The organism is Pseudomonas sp. C9, assembly GCF_002000165.1.
In the GTDB taxonomy this organism is placed as follows: domain Bacteria; phylum Pseudomonadota; class Gammaproteobacteria; order Pseudomonadales; family Pseudomonadaceae; genus Aquipseudomonas.
The window spans coordinates 1856993-1880806 of record NZ_MPAK01000001.1 but is presented as its reverse complement, the minus strand read 5'-3'; the positions used below and the strand labels follow the sequence as shown (position 1 = coordinate 1880806).

Sequence of the window (23814 nt, the reverse complement as noted above, 5' to 3'; positions counted from 1 at the left end):
GGTCGAGTTTTCATGGATAAGACCAAGCAGACTGTACCGTCCGCGGTGCCGCGCCATGTCGCGATCATCATGGATGGTAATAATCGCTGGGCGAAGAAGCGCTTTATGCCGGGTGTTGCCGGGCATAAAGCGGGTGTGGATGCGGTGCGTGCGGTAATCGAGGTGTGCGCTGAGGCCAAGGTCGAGGTGTTGACCCTGTTCGCCTTCTCCAGTGAAAACTGGCAGCGCCCGGCCGATGAGGTCAGTGCCTTGATGGATTTGTTCTTCAAAGCGTTGCGTCGTGAGGCCAAGCGCCTCAACGACAACAATATCAGTCTGCGCATCATCGGCGATCGCTCGCGTTTTCACCCCGAACTTCAAGCTGCCATGCGTGAAGCGGAAGCGATGACCGTCGGGGCCAACCGCTTTGTCTTGCAAATCGCCGCCAACTACGGCGGTCAGTGGGACATCGCGCAAGCTGCCCAGCGTCTGGCGCGGGAAGTTCAGGCCGGGCATCTGCGCCCGGAAGACATCACCCCTGAATTGCTGCAGACCTGTCTGGCCACCGGTGATCTGCCGTTGCCGGACTTGTGCATCCGTACCGGTGGCGAGCACCGCATCAGTAACTTCCTGCTGTGGCAGTTAGCCTACGCCGAGTTGTACTTCTCCGACCTGTTCTGGCCGGACTTCAAACACGACGCCATGCGAAACGCGCTGGCCGATTTCGCTTCTCGCCAGCGCCGCTTCGGTAAAACGAGCGAGCAGGTCGAGGCTGGAGCCCGGTTTTAATGCTTAAACAACGAATCATTACTGCGCTGATCCTGCTGCCGATCGCTTTGTGCGGTTTTTTCCTGCTCGAAGGTTCCGGCTTTGCGCTGTTTATCGGGCTAGTAGTGACGCTCGGTGCCTGGGAGTGGGCCAGGCTGGCCGGTTTCAACGCTCAGCCGGTTCGCGTTGCCTATGCCGTCGTGGTCGCATTGATGCTGTTTGTCATGCACATCCTGCCGGGGCTTGCGCCTTGGGTTCTGGGCGCTTCAGTGCTCTGGTGGGGCGTGGCGACGTATCTGGTGCTGACCTACCCGCGTTCCAGCGAACACTGGGCCAGTGCCGCCTGCAAGCTGGTGATCGGTTTGCTGATCCTGTTGCCGGCCTGGCAAGGTCTGGTCCAGATCAAGCAGGAACCCTTGGGTAACTGGTTGATCATGGCCGTGATGGTGCTGGTATGGGGCGCGGATATTGGTGCGTATTTTTCCGGCCGTGCCTTTGGCAAGCGCAAGCTGGCGCCACAGGTCAGTCCCGGCAAGAGCTGGGAAGGCGTTTACGGTGGCCTGGTGCTGAGCCTGGTGATCACAGCGATCGTCGGCCTGGTGCGCGACTGGAGTTTCGCCCAGATGCTCATGGGGTTGGTCGGTGCTGCAGTCATCGTCTTCATTTCGGTGGTGGGTGACCTCACCGAGAGCATGTTCAAACGTCAATCAGGCATCAAGGACAGCAGTAACCTGCTGCCAGGGCATGGCGGTGTCCTTGACCGAATCGATAGCCTGACGGCAGCGATCCCGGTATTTGCCGTATTGTTGTGGATGGCTGCACCGTGAGTCGCCCTCAGCAGATTACTGTTCTGGGGGCGACCGGTTCGATTGGTCTGAGCACTCTGGATGTCATTGCTCGCCATCCCGAGCGTTATCAAGTCTTTGCCTTGAGCGGTTTTACTCGTTTGAGTGAACTGCTGGCGCTGTGTGTGCGCCACACTCCGCGATTCGCCGTCGTGCCTGAGGCGGGCCCTGCCCGTGGCTTGCAGGACGACTTGCGTGCTGCCGGCCTGTCGACCCGGGTATTGGTGGGGGAGGAGGGGTTGTGTCAGGTGGCCTCCGATCCTGAAGTCGATGCCGTCATGGCGGCCATCGTGGGTGCGGCGGGTTTGCGCCCGACCCTGGCAGCAGTTGAGGCCGGCAAGAAAATCCTGCTGGCTAACAAAGAAGCGCTGGTGATGTCCGGGGCGCTGTTCATGCAAGCCGTGCGCAAAAGCGGTTCGGTATTGCTGCCGATCGACAGCGAGCACAACGCGATTTTCCAGTGCATGCCGCAGGATTTCGCCCGTGGGCTTGGCGTGGTCGGCGTACGCCGGATTTTGCTGACAGCCTCTGGTGGTCCGTTCCGACAGACGCCGATGGCCGAATTGGCACATGTTTCCCCTGAGCAAGCCTGTGCGCACCCGAACTGGTCCATGGGACGCAAGATTTCGGTCGATTCGGCGAGCATGATGAACAAAGGGCTCGAGTTGATCGAAGCCTGCTGGCTGTTCGACGCCAAGCCGTCCCAGGTTGAAGTGGTTATTCACCCTCAGAGCGTGATCCATTCCCTGGTCGACTATATCGATGGTTCGGTGCTGGCTCAGTTGGGCAATCCGGACATGCGCACCCCTATCGCCAATGCTCTGGCCTGGCCAGAACGTATTGACTCCGGCGTGGCACCGCTGGATCTGTTCGCTATTGCGCGTCTGGATTTCCAGGCGCCCGATGAAGAGCGTTTCCCTTGCCTGCGCCTTGCGCGCCAGGCAGCCGAGGCTGGCAACAGCGCGCCGGCGATGCTGAATGCAGCGAATGAAGTGGCTGTTGCAGCCTTTCTCGACGGGCGGGTCCGCTACCTGGAAATCGCGAGTATTATCGAAGAAGTGTTGAACCTCGAGCCTGTCGTCGCAGTGGGAGATCTCGAGGCCGTGTTTACGGCTGACGAGAAAGCGCGAGTGCTGGCCGGGCAATGGTTGAGTCGTCACGGGCGGTAAGTGCTGCCATATGTTGGCCCATGCAGCACCGGATAGAATTGCGGAGAAAGTAGATGAGCGCGCTCTATATGATTGTCGGCACCCTGGTGGCTTTGGGTGTGCTGGTTACCTTCCACGAATTCGGCCATTTCTGGGTCGCACGTCGCTGTGGGGTCAAAGTGCTGCGTTTCTCCGTAGGCTTCGGTATGCCGCTGCTGCGCTGGCACGACAAGAAAGGTACTGAGTTTGTAGTGGCTGCCATTCCATTGGGCGGCTACGTGAAGATGCTCGATGAGCGTGAAGGCGAAGTGCCGGTCGATCAGCTCGAACATTCTTTCAATCGCAAATCTGTCCGTCAGCGTATTGCGATCGTGGCGGCTGGCCCGATCGCCAACTTCTTGTTGGCAATGGTGTTTTTCTGGGTGTTGGCCATGCTCGGCAGCGAGCAGGTGCGGCCCGTCATTGGTGCGGTCGAGTCTGGCAGTCTTGCCGCCCGGTCTGGCTTGAGCGTCGGTCAGGAAATCATTGCCATTGATGGCGAACCAACGACCGGTTGGGCTGCGGTGAATCTGCAATTGGTTCGTCGTCTTGGTGAGAGCGGAACCCTTCAATTATTGGTGCGTGAGCAGGGTTCCACGACGGATTCCCCACGTGAGCTGGTACTGGATAAGTGGCTTAAAGGCGCCGACGAGCCAGATCCGATTCGTTCGCTGGGCATTCGTCCTTGGCGCCCGGCGTTACCGCCAGTGCTCGCCGAACTCGATCCGAAGGGGCCGGCACAGGCTGCGGGCCTGAAAACCGGTGATCGCTTGCTTGCCCTTGACGGCAAGGCGCTGGATGACTGGCAGCAAGTGGTCGACACCGTGCGTATGCATCCGGATACCAAAATCATGCTGCGCATCGAGCGCGATGGTGCTCAAATCGACGTCCCTGTGACGTTGGCCTCTCGCGGCGAGAGCAAGGCACCTACCGGTTACATGGGGGCCGGAGTGAAAGCGGTCGATTGGCCGCCAGAGATGGTTCGAGAAGTCAGTTACGGTCCATTGGCTGCGATTGGAGAGGGCGCGCGACGCACCTGGACCATGAGCGTGCTGACCCTCGATTCACTCAAGAAAATGTTGTTCGGTGAGCTCTCGGTAAAAAACTTGAGTGGACCGATAACCATTGCTAAAGTGGCGGGCGCTTCTGCCCAGTCGGGCGTAGCTGATTTCCTGAATTTCCTTGCATATCTGAGTATTAGCCTGGGAGTTCTGAATTTGTTGCCCATTCCTGTACTGGATGGGGGGCATTTGTTGTTTTATCTGATCGAGTGGGCGCGTGGTCGCCCCTTGTCAGATCGGGTGCAGGGTTGGGGGATACAGATCGGTATCAGTTTGGTGGTCGGGGTGATGTTGCTTGCTCTGGTCAATGATTTGGGCCGTCTGTAACACTTCGCTGAATTGCGAATCTGCCGCATTTTGCGGCAGTTTGTTTATTGCCAGTTGGAATAAGAAAGGACTTCATGAAACGTCTGCTGCTAACTGCGGTTCTCACCGTATTGATGATCGCCGAAGTTCACGCCGAGTCCTTCACTATCTCTGATATTCGCGTCAATGGCCTCCAGCGGGTCTCCGCGGGTAGCGTCTTTGGTGCTTTGCCGTTGAACGTCGGCGAACAGGCGGACGATCGTCGCCTGGTGGAATCCACTCGTGCGTTGTTCAAAACCGGTTTCTTTCAAGATATCCAGCTGGGCCGCGATGGCAACGTCCTGGTCATCACGGTAGTCGAGCGTCCATCGGTCGCCAGTATCGAGATCGAAGGTAACAAGGCGATCTCTACTGAAGACCTGATGAAGGGCCTCAAGCAGTCCGGTCTGGCCGAAGGTGAAATCTTCCAGCGCGCCACCCTTGAAGGTGTGCGTAACGAGCTGCAGCGCCAATACGTCGCTCAGGGCCGCTACTCGGCCACCGTCGACACCGAGGTGGTCCCGCAGCCGCGTAACCGTGTCGGATTGAAGGTCAACATCAACGAAGGCACCGTCGCTGCCATCCAGCACATCAACGTGGTGGGTAACACCGTCTTCCCTGAAGCAGACCTGATCGACCTGTTCGAACTGAAGACCACCAACTGGCTGTCCTTCTTCAAGAACGACGACAAGTACGCGCGGGAAAAACTTTCCGGTGACTTGGAGCGCCTGCGTTCCTACTACCTGGACCGCGGCTATATCAATATGGATATCGCTTCGACTCAGGTATCGATTACTCCGGACAAGAAACACGTCTACATCACCGTCAACGTCAACGAAGGCGATAAGTACACCGTTCGTGACGTCAAGTTGAGCGGTGACCTGAAAGTCCCTGAAGACCAGATCAAATCCCTGCTGCTGGTGCAGAAAGGCCAGGTTTTCTCGCGCAAGCTGATGACCACCACGTCGGAGCTGATTACTCGCCGTCTGGGTAACGAGGGCTATACCTTCGCCAACGTAAGCGGTGTGCCTCAGCCGCATGAAGACGACCACACCGTCGACATTACTTTCGCGGTCGATCCAGGCAAGCGTGCTTACGTGAACCGTATCAACTTCCGTGGCAACACCAAGTCTGAAGACGAAGTGCTGCGCCGTGAAATGCGTCAGATGGAAGGCGGCTGGGCTTCGACCTACCTGATCGACCAATCCAAGACTCGTCTTGAGCGTCTGGGCTTCTTTAAGGAAGTGAACGTCGAAACACCTGCTGTGCCAGGTGTCGATGACCAGGTTGATGTGAACTACAGCGTTGAAGAACAGGCTTCCGGTTCGATCACTGCCAGCGTTGGTTTCGCTCAAAGTGCCGGCCTGATCCTCGGTGGTTCCATCACTCAGAACAACTTCCTGGGTACCGGTAACAAGGTCAGCATCGGCTTGACCAAAAGCGAATACCAGAGCCGCTATAACTTCGGTTATGTCGACCCGTACTGGACAGCCGATGGCGTGAGCCTGGGTTACAACGCTTTCTATCGCACTACTGACTACAAAGATCTCGATGTCGACGTAGCCAGCTATGCCGTAGATAGCCTGGGTGCAGGTATCAGTGTCGGCTACCCGATCAGCGAGACCTCGCGTCTGACTTTTGGCCTGACTGCACAGCAAGACAAGATCAAGACCGGTCAGTACACCGTCGACGAAATCTTCGACTTCGTTAACCGTGAAGGCGATCAGTACCTGAACTTCAAGGCATCGGCCGGCTGGTCGGAGTCCACCCTGAACAAAGGCGTATTGGCGACCCGTGGTCATTCTCAAAGCTTGACCGCGGAAGTGACTGTACCGGGTAGCGACCTATCGTTCTTCAAGCTCGATTACCGTGGCCAGTTGTTCCAGCCTTTGTCTGAAAACTACACCATGCGCCTGCACACCGAGTTGGGTTATGGCGATGGTTACGGTTCGACCGATGGCTTGCCATTCTATGAAAACTACTATGCTGGTGGTTTCAACTCGGTTCGTGGCTTCAAGGACAGCACATTGGGGCCGCGTAGTACTCCGAGCCGCGGTCAAGGCGTCACAGGCAACCCGGGCACACTCGCTGACCCGGATCAGGATCCACTGCCATTTGGTGGTAACGTCCTGATTCAAGGTGGTGCGGAGATTCTGTTCCCGCTGCCATTCGTCAAAGATCAGCGCTCGTTGCGGACTTCGGTATTCTGGGACGTGGGTAACGTGTTTGACTCCAAGTGCACTCAGTTTTCCAACACCGACCCGAACTCGAAGTCCAACACGCAGTGCAACGATATCAGTCTGAGCAACCTGGCCAGTTCAGTCGGCGTGGGTGTGACATGGGTCACCGCGCTGGGTCCTCTGAGCTTTGCATTGGCCATGCCAGTAAAAGAACCGGATAACGCTGAAACCCAGGTGTTCCAATTCTCTCTTGGCCAGACGTTCTAAGCGACTGTCCCAAAATAACGACAATGGATTTTGTAGGAGTGCATCGTGCGTAAGTTGACTCAATTGGTTCTCCTGGCGACCGTACTGGTAGCAGGTCCGGCTTTTGCCGACATGAAAATCGCCGTTCTGAACTATCAGATGGCTCTGCTGGAATCCGACGCGGCCAAGAAATATGCCGTGGATGCCGAGAAGAAATTTGGCCCGCAACTGACCAAGCTCAAGACGCTGGAAAGCAGCGCCAAAGGTATTCAGGATCGTCTGATGGCCGGTGGCGACAAGATGCAACAAGGTGAGCGTGAGCGCCTTGAACTCGAGTTCAAGCAAAAGGCCCGTGACTTCCAGTTCCAGTCCAAGGAACTGAACGAAGCCAAAGCCGTTGCCGACCGTGAAATGCTGAAGCAGCTCAAGCCGAAACTGGACAGCGCTGTGGAAGAAGTCATCAAGAAAGGTGCTTTTGACCTGGTCTTCGAGCGTGGTGCAGTGATTGATGTCAAGCCTCAGTACGACATCACTCGCCAGGTTATCGAGCGCATGAATCAGCTGAAGTAACCATGACAGCGACTATTAAGCTCGGCCAGTTGGCCGAGTTCCTCGGCGCCACGCTACGTGGCGACCCGGAGAAAGAAATTACTGGGCTAGCCACTTTGCAAGAGGCTGGCCCAGCTCAGTTGAGCTTTCTCGCAAATCCTCAATACCGTAAATACCTGGCCGACTGCCGGGCCGCAGCGCTGTTGCTGAAGGCCGCTGATGCCGAAGGGTTTTCCGGTGATGCGCTGGTAGTGCCGGATCCGTACCTGGCCTACGCGCGTATTTCCCATTTGTTCGATCCCAAGCCCAAGGCGCCCGCAGGTGTTCACCCGACAGCGGTAGTGGCCGCGGATGCAGTGGTTGATCCAGCGGCGAGTATTGGTGCCTTTGCGGTGATCGAAAGCGGTGCGCGTATTGCGGCGGGCGTGACCATCGGCGCTCATTGCTTCATCGGTGCGCGTTGCGAAATCGGCGAAGGCGGCTGGCTGGCCCCGCGCGTCACGCTGTATCACGACGTGCGCATCGGCAAGCGAGTGGTCATTCAGTCGGGTGCCGTGCTCGGTGGCGAAGGTTTCGGTTTTGCCAACGAAAAAGGTGTCTGGCAGAAAATCGCCCAGATCGGTGGCGTGTTGGTCGGTGACGATGTGGAGATTGGCGTGAATACCGCCATCGACCGCGGTGCGTTGGCCGATACCGTTCTCGGTAATGGTGTGAAGCTCGACAACCAGATCCAGATTGCCCACAACGTGCAGATCGGTGATCACACCGCCATGGCCGCTTGTGTGGGGATCTCCGGCAGCACCAAGATCGGCAAGCATTGCATGCTCGCAGGTGGTGTGGGGCTGGTGGGGCACATCGAAATTTGCGACAACGTTTTCATCACCGGGATGACCATGGTGACCCACTCGATTACCGAAAAGGGCGCCTATTCTTCCGGTACAGCCATGCAACCGGCTGCCGAGTGGCGCAAAAGCGCGGCACGCATCCGTCAGCTCGATGACATCGCGCGGCGACTGCGACAACTGGAAAAGCACGTAGGGGAAGTGACCCCTGACGGTAATGCTTCTTCAGATGGCTGATACCATTTCCATATCAAGTGTGCACAGCCGTTAGACTGCCTCCTTGATTTGCTAGAGGAGCGCGCGTCACTCGTGCGTTCCCAATCTTTACATAGGCTTCCCCCCGAAATGATGGACATCAACGAGATTCGCGAATACCTGCCTCACCGTTACCCGTTCCTGCTGGTGGACCGGGTTGTGGATCTGGATGTGGAAGGCAAGCGCATTCGCGCCTACAAGAATGTCAGCATCAACGAACCGTTCTTCAATGGTCACTTCCCTGCGCATCCAATCATGCCGGGCGTATTGATCATCGAAGCGATGGCTCAGGCTGCCGGGATCCTTGGTTTCAAAATGCTCGACGTGAAACCGGCGGACGGCACCCTTTACTACTTCGTCGGCTCCGACAAGCTGCGCTTCCGCCAGCCTGTGCTGCCGGGCGATCAGTTGATCCTTGAAGCCAAGTTCCTGAGCTGCAAGCGTCAGATCTGGAAGTTCGAATGCCAGGCTTCGGTCGACGGCAAGCCAGTCTGCTCTGCTGAAATCATCTGTGCGGAACGCAAACTATGAGTTTGATTGACCCTCGCGCAATCATCGATCCGACGGCTGTACTGGCCGACGACGTTGAGGTCGGCCCATGGTCGATCGTCGGCGCAGGTGTGGAAATCGGCGAGGGGACAGTGATCGGGCCGCACGTGATTCTCAAAGGCCCGACCCGTATCGGTAAGCACAACCGCATCTACCAGTTTTCTTCGGTAGGTGAGGACACGCCCGATCTGAAATACAAAGGCGAAGAAACCCGTCTGGTCATCGGTGACCACAACGTCATCCGTGAAGGCGTGACGATTCACCGCGGGACCGTTCAAGACCGTTCGGAAACGACCCTGGGTGATCACAACCTGATCATGGCCTATGCCCACATCGGCCACGACAGCGTCATCGGCAACCACTGCATCCTGGTCAACAACACCGCGTTGGCTGGCCATGTACACGTTGAAGACTGGGCGATCCTCTCCGGTTTTACCCTGGTTCACCAGTATTGCCACATTGGTGCCCACAGCTTTTCCGGTATGGGTACGGCCATCGGCAAGGACGTTCCAGCGTACGTCACGGTGTTTGGCAACCCCGCTGAAGCCCGCAGCATGAACTTCGAAGGCATGCGTCGCCGCGGTTTCAGTGAAGACGCGATCCACGCGCTGCGCCGCGCCTATAAGGTGGTTTATCGCCAGGGCCTGACCGTCGAGCAAGCGCTTGCCGAACTGGCGGAACCTTCGGATCAGTTCCCGGAAGTCGCGGTGTTCCGTGATTCCATCCAGTCTTCGACCCGCGGCATTACTCGTTAATCATGGCTAATCTGCGTATTGCGCTGGTAGCGGGTGAGGCTTCCGGCGACATTCTGGGCGCGGGTCTCATGCGCGCACTCAAGGCTCGGCATCCGGCAGTGGAATTCATCGGTGTCGGTGGTCCGTTGATGCAGGCCGAGGGGCTGACCTCATACTTCCCCATGGAACGGCTTTCGGTCATGGGCCTGGTGGAAGTGCTGGGACGGTTGCGTGAGCTGCTGGCGCGTCGCAAGAAGCTGATCGCCGACCTGATCGCTGAGAAGCCGGACGTGTTCATCGGTATCGATGCTCCGGACTTCAACCTCAATATCGAACTCAAGCTGCGTCAGGCCGGGATCAAGACCGTGCATTACGTCAGCCCGTCGGTGTGGGCATGGCGTCAGAAGCGCGTGCTGAAGATCCGCGAAGGCTGCGACCTGATGCTGACGCTGTTTCCGTTCGAAGCGAAATTCTATGAAGAGAAGGGCGTGCCGGTGCGTTTTGTCGGGCACTCCCTGGCCGATGCGATCCCGCTGGAGGCCGATAGGGCTGCCGCGCGGGCTGAGCTCGGATTGCCAGAGGGACCTCTGGTCGCGTTGATGCCCGGCAGTCGTGGCGGTGAAGTGGGCCGTCTCGGCGCCTTGTTCCTTGATACTGCCCAGCGTTTGCGGGCCATGCGCCCAGGTGTGCGCTTTGTCATGCCATGCGCCAACCCTGAACGGCGCGCGCAGCTTGAAGAGCTGTTGGCCGGTCGCGATCTGCCGCTGACCTTGCTTGACGGCAAGTCCCATCTGGCCCTGGCCGCTTGTGATGCGGTGCTGATTGCCTCCGGGACCGCTACGCTGGAAGCGTTGCTCTACAAGCGACCGATGGTGGTGGCTTATCGTCTGGCGCCGCTGACGTTCTGGATCCTCAAGCGGATGGTGAAAAGCCCTTACGTGTCCTTGCCGAACCTCTTGGCCCAGCGCCTGTTGGTGCCTGAGTTGCTGCAAGACGACGCGACAGTCGAAGCGCTGGCGCAAACGCTGTTCCCTCTGATCGAAGGCGGCGAGGAACAGACTCGCGGCTTCGACGAAATTCACCGCACCTTGCGTCTGGACGCCTCCAATCAGGCGGCGGATGCAGTACTGAACTTGATCGGCAAAACACAATGAGCAAAACCAGCACACAGATGGGCCTGGACTTCACCCTGGTCGCCGAAGTCGAAGACCTCGTGGCCGGTGTCGACGAAGTCGGTCGCGGCCCGCTCTGCGGTGCAGTGGTCACGGCTGCGGTGATCCTCGATCCGAACCGTCCAATCCTCGGTCTGAATGATTCGAAAAAACTCACCGAAGCCCGTCGCGAAAAGCTCTTCGACGAAATCTGCGAAAAAGCCCTGAGCTGGTGCATCGCCCGGGCCGAAGTCGAGGAAATCGACGAGCTGAACATCCTGCACGCCACCATGCTGGCGATGCAGCGCGCGGTCGAAGGTCTGCACATCCAGCCGAAACTGGCCATGATCGACGGCAATCGTTGCCCGAAACTGTCGATGCGCGCTGAAGCGGTGGTGCAGGGCGACGGCAAGGTGCCAGCCATTGCCGCGGCATCGATTCTGGCCAAGGTCAGCCGCGACCGCGAAATGGCCGCGTTCGAACTGATTTACCCGGGTTACGGCATCGGCGGGCACAAAGGCTATCCGACTCCCGTTCATCTGGAAGCGCTGGCCCGCTTGGGGCCAACGCCGATTCACCGCCGCTCGTTCGCCCCGGTGCGCCTGGCGTACGAGGCGCGGGAAAGTCTGATCGAGAGTTAGTCGCAAGGCTGATGTTTTACTCAAGGCCCGGTACAATCCGGGCCTTGTTGTCTTCACGTTTCTAGACAGGATCACTATGCCGGCTTCATTCGTTCACCTACGCCTGCACACTGAATATTCCCTGGTCGACGGTCTGGTGCGGATCAAACCGCTGGTCAAGACCCTGGTCGGCATGAACATGCCTGCCGTAGCGGTCACCGACCAGAACAACATGTGTTCCCTGGTCAAATTCTACAAAGCCTCCATGGGGGCCGGGATCAAGCCGATCTGTGGCGCCGACTTGTGGCTGTCGAACAAGGATCCGGACAACGCCCTTAGCCGGATCAGCCTGCTGGCCATGAACGCTGTCGGCTATCGCAACCTGACTGAACTGATTTCCCGTGGTTTCATCGACGGCCAGCGCAATGGCTCGGTGATCATCGAGCGCGAATGGGTCGCCGAAGCCAGCGAAGGCTTGATCATGCTCTCAGCGGCGAAAGAGGGCGAAATTGGCCTGGCAATGCTCAGTGGCAACCCGGCTGAAGCGGAAAACCTGGCACGCGAATGGATGGCGGTGTTTCCGGACCGTTTTTATCTGGAAATCCAGCGCACCAATCGCCCCAACGATGAAGAGCAGTTGCACGGTGCCGTGGCCCTGGCCGACAAAATCGGTGCGCCACTGGTCGCGACCAACGATGTGCGCTTCATCAAGCAGGAAGACTTCGCCGCTCACGAAACCCGCGTGTGCATCGGTGAGGGCCGCGCCCTCGACGATCCGCGCCGTTCGAAGAATTACAGCGATCAGCAATACCTCAAAAGCGCCGAGGAAATGGCCGAGTTGTTCAGTGACCTGCCCGAGGCACTGGTAAACACAGTCGAGATCGCCAAGCGCTGCAACATCGAAGTGAAATTGGGCAAACACTTTCTGCCCAACTTCCCGATTCCCGATGGCATGACCATCGACGAGTATTTCCGCAAGGTGTCCTTTGATGGCCTGGAAGAACGGCTGACCGTTCTGCTGCCCAAGGACACCACCGAAGACTACGAGGCCAAGCGTCAGGTCTACGTCGACCGGTTGAATTTCGAGCTGGATATCATCATCCAGATGGGGTTCCCCGGTTACTTCCTGATCGTTATGGACTTCATCCAGTGGGCCAAGAGCAACGGCGTCCCGGTAGGTCCCGGCCGGGGTTCGGGCGCCGGGTCGCTGGTGGCCTATGTACAAAAGATTACGGACCTGGATCCGCTCGAATATGACCTGCTGTTCGAACGTTTCCTTAACCCGGAACGGGTATCGATGCCCGACTTCGACGTCGACTTCTGCATGGACGGTCGTGATCGGGTAATTGAATACGTGGCCGACAAGTACGGTCGCAACGCCGTAAGCCAGATCATCACCTTCGGTTCCATGGCTGCAAAAGCCGTGGTCCGGGACGTGGCGCGGGTGCAGGGCAAGTCCTACGGACTGGCGGATCGTCTGTCGAAGATGATCCCGTTCGAAGTCGGCATGACCCTGGAAAAGGCGTATGAGCAGGAAGAGATCCTGCGTGACTTCATCAAGGTCGATGAAGAGGCCGCCGAAATCTGGGAGATGGCCCGCAAGCTCGAAGGCGTCGTGCGAAACGTCGGTAAACACGCCGGTGGTGTGGTGATCGCGCCGACCAAACTGACGGACTTCTCGCCGATTTATTGCGATGAGGCCGGTGACGGTCTGGTGACCCAGTTCGACAAGGATGACGTTGAAGCGGCCGGCCTGGTGAAGTTCGACTTCCTCGGCCTGCGGACTCTGACCGTTATCGATTGGGCGTTGAAGACCATCAATCGCGACCGCGCGAAGGTCGACGAACCGCCGCTGGACATTGCGTTCATTCCGCTGGACGACAAGCCGACCTACACACTGCTGCAAAAAGCCGAAACCACGGCGGTGTTCCAGCTCGAATCCCGCGGCATGAAGGAGCTGATCAAAAAGCTCAAGCCCGACTGCCTGGAAGACTTGATCGCACTGGTGGCCCTGTTCCGTCCGGGCCCGCTGCAATCGGGCATGGTGGACGACTTTATCAACCGTAAGCACGGTCGCGCCGAACTCGCGTACCCGCACTCGGATTACCAGTACGAAGGCCTCAAGCCCGTACTGGCGCCGACTTACGGCATCATCCTGTATCAGGAACAGGTGATGCAGATTGCCCAGGTCATGGCCGGTTACACCCTTGGCGGTGCGGACATGCTGCGTCGTGCCATGGGTAAGAAAAAACCGGAAGAAATGGCCAAGCAGCGCGGCGGTTTCATTGAAGGTTGCGCGACCAACAACATCGACGCTGACCTTGCCGGTAACATTTTCGACCTGGTAGAAAAATTCGCCGGCTACGGCTTCAACAAATCCCACTCCGCGGCGTATGGCCTGGTGTCGTACCAGACGGCGTGGCTGAAAACGCATTACCCGGCGCCATTCATGGCGGCGGTGCTGTCGGCGGACATGCACAACACCGACAAGGTTGTGACCTTGATCGAAGAAATTCGCACCATGAAGCTGCGTCTCGACGCGCCGGATGTGAATGCCTCCGAGTTCAAGTTCACGGTGAATGACGAAGGCCGGATTATTTACGGCCTCGGGGCGATCAAGGGCGTGGGCGAAGGTCCGGTGGAAGCGATCACCGAGGCGCGCCAGGACGGTCCGTTCAAGGATCTGTTCGACTTCTGTGCCCGTGTCGATCTCAAGCGTATCAACAAGCGCACCCTGGACGGTTTGATCCGCAGTGGCGCGCTGGATCGTCTGGGGCCTTGTTTCCATGACGAACCGAAGGCTTATCAGGCGAGTATCGACCAGAATCGTGCGATCTTGCTGGCCGCGATGGAAGGGGCGATCAAAGCCGCCGAACAAACCGCACGCACCCAGGACAGCGGCCATGCCGACCTGTTTGGCGGTCTGTTTGTCGAAGAAGACGCGGACGTCTACGCCAGTCATCGCAAGGCCAAGGAACTGACCCTCAAGGAGCGGTTGAAGGGGGAGAAAGACACCCTGGGCCTGTACCTGACCGGCCACCCGATTGACGAATACGAAGGTGAAATCCGTCGCTTTGCCCGTCAGCGCATCATCGATTTGAAGCCTGCGCGCGATACCCAAACGGTCGCCGGCATGATCATCGCCCTGCGGGTTATGAAGAACAAAAAAGGCGACAAGATGGGCTTCATCACCCTCGATGACCGCTCCGGTCGGATCGAGGCGTCGTTGTTTGCCGAGGCGTTCCATACGGCGCAGTCGCTGTTGCAGACGGACGCGATGGTGGTGGTCGAGGGAGAGGTCAGTAATGACGACTTCTCCGGTGGCCTGAAGCTGCGGGTCAAGCGGGTGATGAGCATGGAAGATGCGCGCACCAACCTCGCCGAGAGCCTGCGCCTGAAGCTGCAAACCAAGGATTTGAAGGGTGATCAGCTACGCTGGCTGGGTGAACTGTTCAAGCGTCACCGCGGCGCATGCCCGATCACCATGGAGTACACGAGCCCCGATGCTAAGGCCTTGCTGCAGTTTGGCGAGACCTGGCGAATCGATCCGGCGGATGCGTTGATTCAAGCCTTGCGTGACCAGTTCGGGCGAGACAACGTCTTCCTCCAATACCGTTGACGGTCAGGTGCCATTCGTCCCCCTTGGAACGTGCCCTGATCTCGACCCGAATTTTTAATCTCGACCTGAACGCGCCTGTCCCTTAAGGTAGGGCGCGAATAGACAACCGGCCGGCCCAAGCTCTCTTGGACGTCGACCCAAGACGGACGCCTATGAACCCGAATTTTCTAGATTTCGAACAGCCGATCGCCGACCTGCAAGCCAAGATCGAAGAGTTGCGCTTGGTCGGTAACGACAATTCGCTGAATATCGGCGATGAGATCTCCCGCCTGCAGGACAAAAGCAGCACGCTGACCGAAGACATCTTCGGCAAGCTGACCAGCTGGCAGATCGCACGCCTGGCGCGTCACCCGAAACGTCCGTATACCCTGGACTACATCGAACACATTTTCACCGAGTTCGATGAATTGCACGGTGACCGTCATTTCTCCGATGACGCTGCCATCGTTGGCGGTATCGCCCGTCTGGACGACCAGCCGGTCATGATCATCGGTCACCAGAAAGGCCGCGAAGTGCGCGAGAAGGTTCGCCGCAACTTCGGCATGCCGCGTCCTGAAGGCTACCGCAAGGCGTGCCGCCTGATGGAAATGGCCGAGCGTTTCAAAATGCCGATCCTGACCTTCATTGACACCCCGGGCGCTTACCCGGGTATCGACGCTGAAGAGCGTAACCAGAGCGAAGCGATTGCCTGGAACCTGCGTGTCATGGCCCGCCTGAAAACCCCGATCATCGCCACCGTGATCGGTGAAGGTGGTTCCGGCGGTGCGCTGGCGATTGGCGTTTGCGATCAGTTGAACATGCTGCAGTACTCGACCTACGCGGTGATTTCGCCGGAAGGTTGTGCATCGATTCTTTGGAAAACCGCCGAGAAAGCCCCGGACGCCGCTGAAGCGATGGGTATCACTGCCGAGCGCCTGAAAGGCCTGGGCATTGTGGATAAGGTGATCGGCGAGCCATTGGGTGGCGCACACCGTGACCCGGCTGCTGCGGCTGCGTCGATCCGTGCCGAGCTGAGCTCGCAACTGGCGATGCTGAAGAAGTTCGACAATGATGCGCTGCTGGCCCGTCGTTACGAGCGACTGATGAGCTACGGTCTCTGATCGATCGCTCCTCCATCATGTAGGAGCAAGGATTGCCCGCGATTGGGACGCCTCGGTTTAACAGACCGACCGCGTTAACATTCATCGCGAGCAAGCTCGGCTCCTACAGGTTTTGGTGCGTCAATGACACTTTGTGCAACGCTTCTCAAACAACTCGCTCCATGGCGCAACGCCACAACCTGGCACATCGCGTTCTCCGGTGGTCTCGACTCCACCGTCCTGCTGCACCTTCTCGCCGACCTGGCAAAAACCGAATCCCTGCCGGCGCTCAGCGCCATTCATGTTCATCACGACCTGCAAGCGGCGGCGGATGCCTGGCCGGAGCATTGTCAGTCGGTCTGTGATGCGCTCGGTGTGTCGCTACAGGTGGTTCGCGTTCAGGTTCAACCTGGCGCCAGTATCGAGCGCGCCGCCCGTGAGGCTCGTTATGGGGCGTTCAGCGCGGTGATTCATGCCGAGGACATTCTGCTGACCGCTCAGCACCGTGACGATCAGGCTGAAACCCTGTTGTTCCGACTGTTGCGCGGAGCCGGGGTGAGAGGTTTGTCGGGAATGCCGCGTGAGCGGGTCTTGGGCCGTGGACATCTTCTGCGCCCGCTGCTGGATGTCTCACGCGCCGAACTTGAAGCCTACGCAACCGAACACCGGCTGAGCTGGATCGAAGACCCTTCGAACCAGGATCGCCAGTTCTCCCGCAATTACCTGCGGCATCAGGTGTTTCCGGTATTGACCGAGCGCTGGCCGCAAGCGGCGGTGACGATGGCACGTAGCGCTGCTCACTTGAGTGAAGCGCAGGCTTTGCTGGATGAGTTGGCAGAAATTGATCTGGTCGAAGCGGCAACAACCCATGAGTTCGACTGGTTGGGCGTGCAATCTCTGGAGCTGGCTTGCCTTTCAAGGCACTCTGCCGCTCGCCAGCGTAACGCGCTGAGCCACTGGCTCACAGCACTGACGCGGTTGCCGGACAGTGACCATTGGTCGGGTTGGGAGAATTTGCGTGATGCCACCGGTGATGCCCGTCCGGTCTGGCGGCTGGCCGATGGCGAAGTGCATCGTTCGGCTGGACGTATCTGGTGGCTCTCGGGCTGTTGGCTCCGCAATTCGCCGCCTGCCGTGGATTGGCCGGTTCCTTCGACACCGCTGGAATTGCCGGATAACGGCGTGCTCACACTCACCGGGCAAATCCCCGATGGCTCGCTGCAAATCCGCTATCGTCAGGGAGGCGAGGTCATGAATTTGCCCGATCGCGGTCATCGCGATCTCAAGCGTTTGTTCAATGAACGCGGGGTTCCGGGCTTCATCCGTGGCAGATTGCCGCTGGTCTACCGCGAGGGGCAATTGCTGGCAGTGGCCAACGTACGGGGCTTGAATGGCAGTGGGCAAGATGGCTGGCATTTGCATTGGCAACCGCCGAGCGAAGATCAAGGTTTGAGCTGAAAGGGGCTTTCCGGTAGACTACGCTCCCTTCTTGATACAACTTCTGTGGATTCGCCTGAATTGCAGGAGTTGCCGATTACCAAGCAGTCTTTGCTGGGCGATTCCAAAAAATGTGTAGCGAGCAACGTACCGGTGTTTCATCTGCCGGTCTGTCCCAACGCGGCGGTTTTTTTGAAAGGTGCACTGTGATTAATGCAGGTGATCGGGGGCTTCGGCCTTCCTTCGCTTTCCCCGGCGGCTCGGACCGCTTTAACGCAGACTTCTAGGGTTTTTCATGACGCGCTACATATTCGTCACGGGCGGTGTTGTTTCTTCATTGGGGAAAGGCATTGCATCGGCTTCATTGGCGGCCATCCTGGAGGCGCGGGGACTTAAGGTCACCATGCTGAAGCTGGACCCGTACATCAACGTTGACCCGGGCACGATGAGCCCGTTCCAGCACGGTGAAGTGTTCGTCACCCACGACGGCGCCGAGACCGACCTGGACCTGGGCCACTACGAGCGGTTCATCCGCACGACCATGACCCAGAACAACAACTTCACCACTGGTCGTGTCTACGAGCACGTGCTGCGCAAAGAGCGCCGTGGTGACTACCTGGGTGCAACCATCCAGGTGATTCCGCACATCACCGACGAAATCAAGCGCCGGATCATCAAGGGCGCCGGCGATGCCGACGTGGCGATGGTCGAGATCGGTGGCACCGTGGGTGACATCGAATCGCAACCGTTCCTGGAAGCGATCCGCCAATTGCGTTTCGAAGTCGGCGCCAAGCGCGCGATGCTGATGCACCTGACGCTGGTGCCGTACATTGCTACTGCCGGCGAAACCAAAACCAAGCCGACCCAGCACTCGGTCAAGGAATTGCGTTCCATTGGCCTGCAGCCAGACGTACTGGTTTGCCGCTCCGATCACCCGATCGACATCTCTTCGCGCCGCAAGATCGCGCAATTCACCAACGTTGAAGAACGTGCGGTGATCGCGCTGGAAGACGCCGACACCATCTACAAGATCCCGGGCATCCTGCACTCCCAGGGCCTGGATGATTTCGTGGTCGAGCGTTTCGGCCTGCAATGCGGCAGCGCTGACCTGTCCGAGTGGGAAGCGGTGGTTGACGCCAAGCTGAACCCGGAACACGAAGTCACCATCGCGATGGTCGGCAAGTACATGGAACTGCTGGACGCCTACAAGTCGCTGATCGAAGCGATGAGTCACGCCGGCATCAGCAACCGCACCAAGGTCAACCTGCGCTACATCGATTCCGAAGACATCGAAAACCAGGGCACTGCGTTGCTCGAAGGTGTTGACGCGATCCTCGTACCGGGCGGCTTCGGTCTGCGTGGCGTGGAAGGCAAGATCACCGCCGTTCAATACGCTCGCGAAAACAAGGTTCCGTACCTGGGCATCTGCCTGGGCATGCAAGTGGCCGTGATCGAGTTCGCTCGTAACGTGCTGGGCTGGAAAGACGCCAACTCCACCGAATTCGATCGCGCCAGCGGCCATCCGGTCGTGGGCCTGATCACCGAGTGGGAAGATGCTACCGGCGCGGTCGAAACCCGTACCGAATCGTCCGATCTGGGCGGCACCATGCGCCTCGGCGCTCAGGATTGCCTGCTGGAGCCGGGTTCGCTGGTACACGACTGCTACGCCAAAGACGTCATCGTCGAGCGTCACCGTCACCGCTATGAAGTGAACAACAACCTGCTGCCGCAAATCATGGAAGCCGGCCTGAAAATCTCCGGTCGTTCCGGTGATGGTGCGCTGGTTGAAGTGGTTGAGGCTCCGGATCATCCATGGTTCGTCGCTTGCCAGTTCCACCCTGAGTTCACCTCGACACCGCGTGACGGTCACCCGTTGTTCAGCGGTTTCGTTAAAGCAGCGTTGATTCAACACCAGAAGAAGGCGTAAATCCGATGGCGCAGAAGATCATCCGCGTAGGCGATATCGAGATTGCCAACGACAAGCCAATGGTGCTTTTCGGTGGCATGAACGTGCTGGAAAGCCGCGACATGGCGATGCAGGTCTGCGAAGAGTACGTAAAGGTCACCGAAAAACTCGGCATCCCTTACGTGTTCAAGGCCAGCTTTGACAAGGCCAACCGTTCCTCCGTGACCTCTTACCGTGGCCCCGGCCTGGAAGAGGGCATGCGGATTTTCCAGGACATCAAGCAAGCCTTCGGTGTGCCGATCATCACCGATGTCCACGAGCCTGATCAGGCCGCGATCGTCGCTGAAGTCTGCGACATCATCCAGCTGCCGGCCTTCCTGTCGCGCCAGACCGACCTCGTGGTCGCGATGGCCAAGACTGGTGCGGTGATCAACATCAAGAAAGCCCAGTTCCTCGCACCGCATGAGATGAAACACATCCTCAGCAAGTGCGTGGAAGCGGGCAACGATCAGTTGATCCTTTGCGAGCGCGGTTCGAGCTTCGGCTACAACAACCTGGTCGTCGACATGCTCGGCTTCGGTATCATGAAGCAGTTCGAATACCCGGTGTTCTTCGACGTGACTCACGCGCTGCAAATGCCCGGTGGTCGTTCCGATTCCGCCGGTGGTCGTCGTGCCCAGGTGACGGATCTGGCCAAGGCTGGCATGAGCCAGTCGCTGGCCGGCCTGTTCCTCGAAGCCCACCCGGACCCGGACAACGCCAAATGCGACGGCCCTTGCGCCTTGCGTCTGGACAAACTGGAGCCATTCCTGGCCCAGCTCAAAGCGTTGGACGAACTGGTGAAGAGTTTTCCGACGGTAGAAACCGCGTAAACCTCAATTCTCCGGTAAAGTACCGCACGAATTTATGCTCTGGCCCGCTGGCCGCACTGCTCTTGTAGGAGCATGGCTTGCCAGCGATGGCGTCCTTGAGGGCTCCATCGCCGGCAAGCCGTGCTCCTACAGCGTTTTCGTCAACTTTGGAGTGTTTACAACAATGGCAAAAATCGTCGACATCAAAGGTCGTGAAGTTCTCGACTCCCGTGGCAATCCCACCGTGGAAGCGGACGTGCTTCTCGATAACGGCATCATCGGCAGCGCCTGCGCGCCGTCCGGTGCTTCCACTGGCTCGCGTGAAGCACTCGAGCTACGTGATGGCGACAAGAGCCGTTACCTGGGCAAAGGCGTTCTGAAGGCCGTGGCCAACATCAACGGTCCGATCCGCGACCTGTTGAAAGGCATGGACCCAAGCGACCAGAAAGCGCTGGATCACGCGATGATCAAGCTCGACGGTACCGAAAACAAAGGCTCCCTGGGCGCTAACGCGATCCTCGCCGTTTCCCTGGCCGCGGCCAAGGCAGCAGCACAGGACCAGGACCTGCCGCTGTACGCTCACATCGCTAACCTGAACGGTACCCCGGGTGTTTACTCGATGCCGGTTCCGATGATGAACATCATCAACGGTGGCGAGCACGCCGATAACAACGTCGACATCCAGGAATTCATGGTTCAGCCGGTTGGCGCCAAGTCTTTCTCGGAAGGTCTGCGCATGGGTACCGAGATTTTCCATCACCTCAAGGCTGTTCTGAAGGCCCGTGGCCTGAGCACTGCTGTCGGTGACGAAGGTGGTTTCGCACCGAACCTGGCTTCCAACGAAGACGCTTTGAAAGTGATCTCCGAAGCCGTGGCCAACGCAGGTTACAAGCTGGGCACCGACGTGACCCTGGCCCTGGACTGCGCTGCGAGCGAGTTCTACGAAGACGGCAAGTACAACCTGTCCGGCGAAGGCCAGGTGTTCACCGCTGAAGGTTTCGCTGACTACCTGAAAGGCCTGACCGAGCGTTACCCGATCATCTCGATCGAAGACGGCCTGGACGAGTCCGACTGGGCTGGCTGGAAGATCCTCACCGACAAGATCGGCGAGAAGACTCAACTGGTGGGCGACGACCTGTTCGTGACCAACACCAAGATCCTGAAAGAAGGCATCGATAAAAAGATCGCCAACTCGATCCTGATCAAGTTCAACCAGATCGGCACCCTGACCGAAACCCTGGAAGCCATCCAGATGGCCAAGGCTGCAGGTTACACGGCTGTGATCTCGCACCGTTCCGGCGAAACCGAAGACTCGACCATTGCCGACCTGGCTGTGGGCACTTCGGCTGGCCAGATCAAAACCGGTTCCCTGTGCCGTTCGGACCGCGTTTCCAAGTACAACCAACTGCTGCGTATCGAAGAGCAGTTGAATGGCAAAGCCAAATACAATGGCCGCAGCGAGTTCCGCGGTTAATTGCTAAATGGTAAAAAGACACCGGATTGTGTCGGAAAAATCGCTACAGCGACGTTTTTGCCACTAATCTGATGCCTTATAAGCACAAGCCTGGATTTTCCAGGCTTCGTGCTATCAGAAGCTTCAAAGTTTTTGCATGGCTGTCTTTTTTCACTGGAAACCTGATATTCGATGCGCAGTCCCAATTGGTTGTTCCTCGTCTTGCTCCTGTTGCTGGCTGGCCTGCAATACCGCCTGTGGGTAGGTAATGGCAGTCTGGCGCAAGTGGCTGAGCTGACTCAGCAGATCGCGGATCAACAGGCTGAGAACGAAGGGTTGCTGGAACGCAATCGGGTCATGGACGCCGAGGTCAGCGAGCTGAAAAAAGGCATGGAGACGGTTGAAGAGCGGGCTCGCCATGAGTTGGGCATGGTCAAGGACGGTGAAACCCTTTACCAGTTGGCTCAATGAACACCTCGTTACCGGCCTTCTGGGCCGTGATCCCTGCCGCGGGTGTCGGTGCCCGTATGGCCGCAGACCGTCCCAAGCAATACTTGCAACTGGGCGGGCGCACTATTCTCGAACACAGCCTCGGCTGTTTCCTTGATCATCCCTGCCTGAAGGGGGTGGTGGTCAGTCTTGCTGTTGATGATCCGTATTGGCCGAACCTTGCAAGTGCTTGCGATCCGCGTATTCAGCGGGTTGAGGGTGGCTCCGAGCGTTCCGGTTCGGTACTTAATGCCTTGCTGCATTTGCATGCGCTGGGTGCTGATGATGAAGACTGGGTGCTGGTTCACGACGCTGCTCGGCCGAATCTGAATCGTGATGATCTGGACAAGTTGCTGAGTGAATTAGCCGATGATCCGGTAGGCGGGCTGCTGGCGGTGCCGGCACGCGACACCCTCAAGCGGGTCGACAAGCACGGTCGTGTCGTCGAAACCGTGGATCGCAGTGTGATCTGGCAAGCCTATACGCCGCAGATGTTTCGTCTGGGCGCATTGCATCGGGCATTGGCGGACAGTCTCGTCGCTGATGCGGTCATCACCGATGAAGCGTCGGCCATGGAATGGGCGGGCATGGCGCCACGGTTGATAGAAGGTCGATCCGACAATCTCAAGGTCACTCGTCCCGAAGACCTTGAATGGCTGCGCCAGCGTTGGGCCAATCGCCGCTAAGCCGCGTACTCCGGCCGTTCGGCCAACCCTTCCTTCAAGTAATCCACCAATTTGCGCACTTTGGGCGACAGATGCCGTTGCTGTGGATAAAGCGCCCATACGGCGGTATTCGGTGGTTGATGCGCGTCCAGCAACGAAATCAATGCGCCGCTTTTCAAGTGCTCCAGCACGTAATAGTCCGGTAGCTGACACAACCCTACGCCTTGCAGCGCTGCATCCAGCACCGCTTGCCCACTGTTGCAGCGCCAGTTTCCCTGGACCCGCTGCGAAAATTCCCGCCCGTTCTGTTCCAGTTGCCACAGGTCCGAGCTGCCGATGAGGCAGTTGTGGCGGCTCAGTTCCGACAAGCTGTGTGGCCGACCATAACGCTCCAGATAGGACGGCGATGCGCACAGGTACATGCGTCGTGGTGCCAGGCGAGTGGCGACCAGCCGGGAGTCTTGCAAGCGGCCAAGGCGGATCGCCAGGTCGAGGCCCTCATGCACCAGATCGAGCGGGCGATTGCTCAGTTCGATGTCGACACGCAGTTGTGGATAAAGCCCCATGAACCGCGTCACCAGCGGCACGATAAAACGTTCGCCGTACGCCACGGCGCAGGTCATGCGCAACATGCCCTTGGGCTCGCTGGTCAGGTCGCCCACCGCGCGCAACGCCTCTTCGCGACCATCCTGCAAACGCTGGCAATGCTGCAGAAACGTTTGCCCGGCTTCGGTCAGCGTGACCCGGCGGGTGCTGCGATACAGCAGTCGTGTCTGAAGGCGCTCTTCCAGGCGTACGATTTGTCGACTGACATGGGAGGAAGAAACCCCAAGTCGTTCGGCGGCAGCCGTGAACTGGCTGCACTCGGCGACGGCGACGAACTCGTCGATACCTTCCCAGCGATTCTCGGACACCTAGAATTATCCCTGTGTAGCAATAATGTTTTGCTTTTGTCCGGATTATTCACCGAACGACGGTGTATTACACTCATTGTCTCGTTTTTA

At 58.3% G+C, this 23814-nt stretch carries 20 protein-coding genes; 19 read left to right on the top strand and 1 reads right to left on the bottom strand.

Features of this window, described 5'->3' with window-relative positions:
• Positions 1-12: 12 nt before the first annotated feature.
• The 19 genes from uppS (at position 13) to ispD (ending at position 22831) form a co-directional block, all read left to right on the top strand.
• Positions 13-768, top strand: a complete 756-nt coding sequence (gene uppS / locus BMS17_RS08935) for a polyprenyl diphosphate synthase (RefSeq protein WP_046029189.1) — start codon at positions 13-15, stop codon at positions 766-768.
• Positions 768-1574: a phosphatidate cytidylyltransferase gene (locus tag BMS17_RS08930; RefSeq protein ID WP_046029190.1), complete on the top strand. Its 807-nt coding sequence runs from the start codon at positions 768-770 to the stop codon at positions 1572-1574. Before uppS ends, BMS17_RS08930 begins: the two co-directional genes overlap by 1 nt.
• Positions 1571-2761 (top strand): 1-deoxy-D-xylulose-5-phosphate reductoisomerase, encoded by a 1191-nt coding sequence (ispC, locus tag BMS17_RS08925; protein ID WP_046029191.1) that lies wholly within the window; start codon positions 1571-1573, stop codon positions 2759-2761. The genes BMS17_RS08930 and ispC overlap by 4 nt, the downstream gene beginning before the upstream one ends.
• A gap of 53 nt (positions 2762-2814) precedes the next feature.
• Positions 2815-4167, top strand: coding sequence for a sigma E protease regulator RseP (rseP, locus tag BMS17_RS08920; protein WP_046029193.1), 1353 nt, complete (start codon positions 2815-2817; stop codon positions 4165-4167).
• Positions 4168-4241: 74 nt separating this feature from the next.
• Entirely contained in the window at positions 4242-6632 is a 2391-nt protein-coding gene (gene bamA / locus BMS17_RS08915; protein WP_046029195.1) for an outer membrane protein assembly factor BamA, read from the top strand.
• A 45-nt stretch (positions 6633-6677) separates the two neighbouring features.
• Positions 6678-7181, top strand: coding sequence for an OmpH family outer membrane protein (locus BMS17_RS08910; RefSeq protein WP_008028980.1), 504 nt, complete (start codon positions 6678-6680; stop codon positions 7179-7181).
• A 2-nt stretch (positions 7182-7183) separates the two neighbouring features.
• Entirely contained in the window at positions 7184-8239 is a 1056-nt protein-coding gene (gene lpxD / locus BMS17_RS08905) for a UDP-3-O-(3-hydroxymyristoyl)glucosamine N-acyltransferase (RefSeq protein WP_077430792.1), read from the top strand.
• Between the two features lie 108 nt (positions 8240-8347).
• A complete protein-coding gene (gene fabZ / locus BMS17_RS08900) occupies positions 8348-8788 on the top strand; it encodes a 3-hydroxyacyl-ACP dehydratase FabZ (protein ID WP_007907157.1) in 441 nt (146 codons plus the stop codon).
• Positions 8785-9561 (top strand): acyl-ACP--UDP-N-acetylglucosamine O-acyltransferase, encoded by a 777-nt coding sequence (gene lpxA, locus BMS17_RS08895; protein WP_046029200.1) that lies wholly within the window; start codon positions 8785-8787, stop codon positions 9559-9561. The genes fabZ and lpxA overlap by 4 nt, the downstream gene beginning before the upstream one ends.
• A 2-nt stretch (positions 9562-9563) precedes the next feature.
• Positions 9564-10694, top strand: coding sequence for a lipid-A-disaccharide synthase (gene lpxB / locus BMS17_RS08890; RefSeq protein ID WP_046029202.1), 1131 nt, complete (start codon positions 9564-9566; stop codon positions 10692-10694).
• Positions 10691-11332, top strand: a complete 642-nt coding sequence (gene rnhB / locus BMS17_RS08885) for a ribonuclease HII (protein WP_046029204.1) — start codon at positions 10691-10693, stop codon at positions 11330-11332. The genes lpxB and rnhB overlap by 4 nt, the downstream gene beginning before the upstream one ends.
• Before the next feature lie 76 nt (positions 11333-11408).
• Positions 11409-14930, top strand: coding sequence for a DNA polymerase III subunit alpha (gene dnaE / locus BMS17_RS08880; protein WP_046029206.1), 3522 nt, complete (start codon positions 11409-11411; stop codon positions 14928-14930).
• A 152-nt stretch (positions 14931-15082) separates the two neighbouring features.
• Positions 15083-16030: an acetyl-CoA carboxylase carboxyltransferase subunit alpha gene (locus tag BMS17_RS08875; RefSeq protein WP_077430791.1), complete on the top strand. Its 948-nt coding sequence runs from the start codon at positions 15083-15085 to the stop codon at positions 16028-16030.
• 123 nt (positions 16031-16153) lie between these two features.
• Positions 16154-17467, top strand: a complete 1314-nt coding sequence (gene tilS / locus BMS17_RS08870; protein WP_046029208.1) for a tRNA lysidine(34) synthetase TilS — start codon at positions 16154-16156, stop codon at positions 17465-17467.
• Positions 17468-17741: 274 nt separating this feature from the next.
• The gene (locus BMS17_RS08865) at positions 17742-19373 is read left to right on the top strand and encodes a CTP synthase (RefSeq protein ID WP_046029209.1); all 1632 of its coding nucleotides are present in this window, start codon (positions 17742-17744) and stop codon (positions 19371-19373) included.
• Between the two features lie 5 nt (positions 19374-19378).
• Positions 19379-20224, top strand: coding sequence for a 3-deoxy-8-phosphooctulonate synthase (kdsA, locus tag BMS17_RS08860; RefSeq protein ID WP_046029210.1), 846 nt, complete (start codon positions 19379-19381; stop codon positions 20222-20224).
• Positions 20225-20387: 163 nt separating this feature from the next.
• Complete coding sequence (gene eno / locus BMS17_RS08855; RefSeq protein WP_046029212.1) at positions 20388-21677, top strand: phosphopyruvate hydratase; 1290 nt, start codon at positions 20388-20390, stop codon at positions 21675-21677.
• Positions 21678-21848: 171 nt separating this feature from the next.
• On the top strand, positions 21849-22127 hold the full coding sequence (gene ftsB, locus BMS17_RS08850) for a cell division protein FtsB (RefSeq protein WP_046029215.1): 279 nt from the start codon (positions 21849-21851) through the stop codon (positions 22125-22127).
• Complete coding sequence (gene ispD / locus BMS17_RS08845) at positions 22124-22831, top strand: 2-C-methyl-D-erythritol 4-phosphate cytidylyltransferase (protein WP_046029218.1); 708 nt, start codon at positions 22124-22126, stop codon at positions 22829-22831. The genes ftsB and ispD overlap by 4 nt, the downstream gene beginning before the upstream one ends.
• Here ispD and BMS17_RS08840 read toward each other — a convergent pair.
• Positions 22828-23724, bottom strand: a complete 897-nt coding sequence (locus BMS17_RS08840) for a LysR substrate-binding domain-containing protein (RefSeq protein WP_046029220.1) — start codon at positions 23722-23724, stop codon at positions 22828-22830. The two genes, ispD and BMS17_RS08840, sit on opposite strands and share 4 nt — an antisense overlap.
• Positions 23725-23814: the final 90 nt, after the last annotated feature.